Annotated in this window: 2 protein-coding genes and 1 pseudogene; all 3 read left to right on the forward strand. The window is 59.1% G+C overall.

What is annotated here, in order from left to right; all coding sequences use genetic code 11:
* Positions 1–523 precede the first annotated feature (523 nt).
* The 3 genes and pseudogenes from AC0L3P_RS39430 (at position 524) to ald (ending at position 2,364) form a co-directional block, all read left to right on the forward strand.
* Positions 524–667, forward strand: coding sequence for a hypothetical protein (locus tag AC0L3P_RS39430; protein WP_473256551.1), 144 nt, complete (start codon positions 524–526; stop codon positions 665–667).
* A gap of 154 nt (positions 668–821) precedes the next feature.
* Positions 822–1,163 (forward strand): hypothetical protein, encoded by a 342-nt coding sequence (locus tag AC0L3P_RS39435; protein ID WP_473309389.1) that lies wholly within the window; start codon positions 822–824, stop codon positions 1,161–1,163.
* Positions 1,164–1,227: 64 nt separating this feature from the next.
* Positions 1,228–2,364: pseudogene (ald, locus tag AC0L3P_RS39440) on the forward strand (alanine dehydrogenase).
* Positions 2,365–3,332: the final 968 nt, after the last annotated feature.

The following is a 3,332-nucleotide window of genomic DNA, read 5'->3' on the forward strand; positions in this document are numbered from 1 at the left end:
CGTGTTTAGGGAACACACTCGGCCTCCGCGAACATCCACCTTTCGAGGCTCATTCCCGCACCCCGCATGGCTCCTGTCTACACTTCGAACCCCGCGTTGCCGCGACGCCCGCAAGACTCGGTCCCGGCCTGCCTGCTTCGGCTTTGGCCGGATGGGACTTGCACCCACAAGCATTCATCAGCTTGGCATGACGTACTCCCCGGTGGTGGTGTAGCTCGGTAGAGCAAAGCCGCCCGGACGCGCGCCTTCACATAGCGCCGTAGCGGGCGGGCGGCTTTGCGGTGGTCACCGGCAGTTCTCCGGCAGGATGGGGTTGCGACACGCCAACGCAACCGAGGAACCACCGTCTGACCGTGCGCCCGGATGGAGGAGGGGCGTCTGTGGCGCTCACCGTTACCCGGAACGCCGCTGGCGTCAGGAAGGTGACCGCCCCAGCGAATGTTGATGGCGGTGGTTTGATCCGCATCAAAGCGCACATCCGCTCCTTTATGCATAGTCGACCGCGTCCTAATAGGAGGTCGCAATGCCCATTGATTCGATTCTGGTTTCGGCCGGCGTAGTCGCGATGTTCGTGGTTTTCGCCGGGGTTCTGATCTGGGGTAGCCACCAGACCAGCGCGGTCCGGTCGAGCTTGCCTGCCGGCGCCACAAAGCGCCGGAGCTTCTGATCTGCGGGCGGCGCACCGCGCGGCAGCGGCATTTCTCACCCGGCTTGATGTTGATCAAAGGGCCGGTGGTGAAATCGGGATCGATGGAGCGGAAGCGCTCCGGGACTGCGCAAGAGAGAATCATTCCATGAACCAGTCTCAATCCTAGAAATGGATGACGGAAGGTGAAGCCGGCCTGGCTGCATTCTTCCTGGTTTCCGCCGTTCTTTGCGCGGTGGATGCGGCAAAGGCCCTGGACACCGCATTTGCGTTCCACGCCTCGCTCGGCGCGGCAGCCAGCCTCGCGGCACTCTTTGCCATCTTCAACCGCTACTTCGATGGTCGGTCGGCGTTGGTTTCTCAGGAAATCAATGGCCGGCCCAATTGGTATGCTAACCCTGGCATCGGCGACAATTCAGCCAAGATCCTGGTATCGATTTTGTCAAATTCCATAGTTTTGATTCCTGCGTGTTATAGCCAAGTATCGCTGATTTCCGGCAAAAACGTCGTCAATTAGCCCCAACTTGCAGGGTACGCAACGCCATTCCTCGCTATCAACCATCAGTAGGATAGGAAGGAGTTTGGCCACGCGAGTCGGTGTTCCGACGGAGATTAAAATACACGAGTATCGTGTCGGACTTACGCCCGGCGCTGTTCGTGAGTACGTGAGTGCAGGCCAGAGCGTCCCTTGTCGAGGCAAATGCCGGCGACGGAATTGGAGCCCACGACGAGCTCTATCGCAAGGCAGGTGCCGTCGTTGCCGATACGTCTGCAGAAGTCTTTGCGACCGCCGACATGGTTGTGAAGGTCAAGGAGCCTCAGCCAGTCGAATGGTCGCAATTGCGGGAAGGCAGATTCTCTTCACCTATCTGCATGTGGCCCCAGATCCCGCGCAAGCAAAAGGCCTCATGGATTCCGGCTGCACCGCGATCGCCTACGAGACCGTGACCGACGTGCATGGTGGTCTCCCACTTCTCGCTCCAATGAGCGAGGTCGCGGGCAGACTTTCAATCGAAGCGGCTGGAACGGCTCTTCGGCGCTACAGCGGCGGTCGCGGCTTCCTCATGGGGTGTTCCCGGAGTGCAGTCGGCTCGCATCGTGGTCATTGGCGGGGGTGTTGTCGGAACGCATGCCGCGCGAATGGCTGTCGGGCTTGGAGCAGAGGTCTCAATCCTTGACCGCTCGATCCGCGACTGCGGGAATTGGATGAGATGTTTAAGGGGCGGGCTCGCACCCGGTTCTCGACGATTGAAGCGATCGAACAGGAAGTGTTCGCGGCGGAGTCGTGATCGGAGCTGTTCTAGTTCCAGGTGCGAGCGCGCCGAAACTAATTACGCGCGAGATGCTCAAATCAATGCAGCGTGGAGCCGTGCTTGTGGATGTGGCCATCGATCAAGGCGGCTGTTTTGAAACGTCGCATGCGACGACCCATGCGGATCCAACCTATCAGGTAGAAGGCGTCGTCCATTATTGTGTTGCAAAGATGCCCGGGGCTGTTCCCGTCACGTCCGGTCAGGCGTTGAAACAACGCAACACTGCCATTCGGCTTAGCTTTAACGAACAAAGGGTTTGCTTCGGTAATTGAAAATCCTCACTTGATTGAAAATCCTCACTTGCAAGCCGGGCTCAACCTTCATTGTGGCCGCCTCACTTGCAAAGCCGCGGCGGAGAGTCTCGGACTTTTATGCTCGCCCGTCGAAGATGGCATGGCAGCCTAGCCGTCGGCCTTGATCTCATAGACCCAACCCTCGCCGCGCGGCGGGTGGGGTCACACGGCTCGATTAACCTGGAATAGAAGTTTTGACCGCGCTGGTGACGCGATACTAAAACGAGACTGACGCAACGCCACAGCACACATGCGGATTCAAGGCTAGCCTTCGCGACGGATAGCCTCCATCGCGTTCCGTCTGAATTCAGGGTCGCCGACATATTTGATCGTCTCATGTGCGTTAGGTCTGTCAGTCTTGTTTATGCAACGAAGGCGCACTCGTTTTGCCATGGTGATGCCTCTCGCCGCTGCAAGGCTATTGGACCAGCTTAGAGACCGGTCGACGACGTGGGGCCGACCAATTCTGGTAGTTGTGCTAGGCCGTTTCCTGATGGATGTATCCCAGCGTCAGCTTCTTCCGCCGCTGAGGCTGACAGCGTCGAAGTTAGCGGCGCGCCTGGTAGGGACAGCGCTTCTCTCTGATTGTGGCGCCGAGTCACTGGCCGCTAACTTCAGCTTTGGGGCGATCTAATTGGGCGGTGCTCGCCAGAGGTATGCCAATGACCGGTGTTCAATACTTCGTCACGCGCTACCAGGGCCAATGGGCGGTCTCGCTCAAGGACGTGTACTCCGGCCCATATGCCACTGAGCAAGAGGCCATCAGTGTCGCGGTAGAAAATGCTCACAAACATGGGCAGGCAGGAAACGACGTGCAGGTTAGTCCAAGGCTACGACAAAAGATTCAGGAGCGAGTGGGTATATGGGTGCGACCCGTACCCACCAGGTTAACCGCGCGGGCCAACGGATGCACACGTGTGAGCGGCACATTACGTCACGGCGGTCGCAGGGGCTTGCGGTGCTTGCAGCCAATCAGGCCCGGGCGGCCGATCAGACTTGAGCTTGGCAGATCGCCACGTCGCGACGTTCGATGCCGCCCTCAGGACGTGCTAGGCCTCAATTGCGTGAAACTCGCCCCCC

It is taken from the genome of Bradyrhizobium sp. WSM4874 (assembly GCF_055811835.1).

What these genes read in the sequence shown, in the direction of transcription:
- AC0L3P_RS39435 (WP_473309389.1), top strand. Translation starts at nt 822, where the DNA reads ATGACGGAAGGTGAAGCCGGCCTGGCTGCATTCTTCCTGGTTTCCGCC.
- AC0L3P_RS39430 (WP_473256551.1), top strand. Translation starts at nt 524, where the DNA reads ATGCCCATTGATTCGATTCTGGTTTCGGCCGGCGTAGTCGCGATGTTC.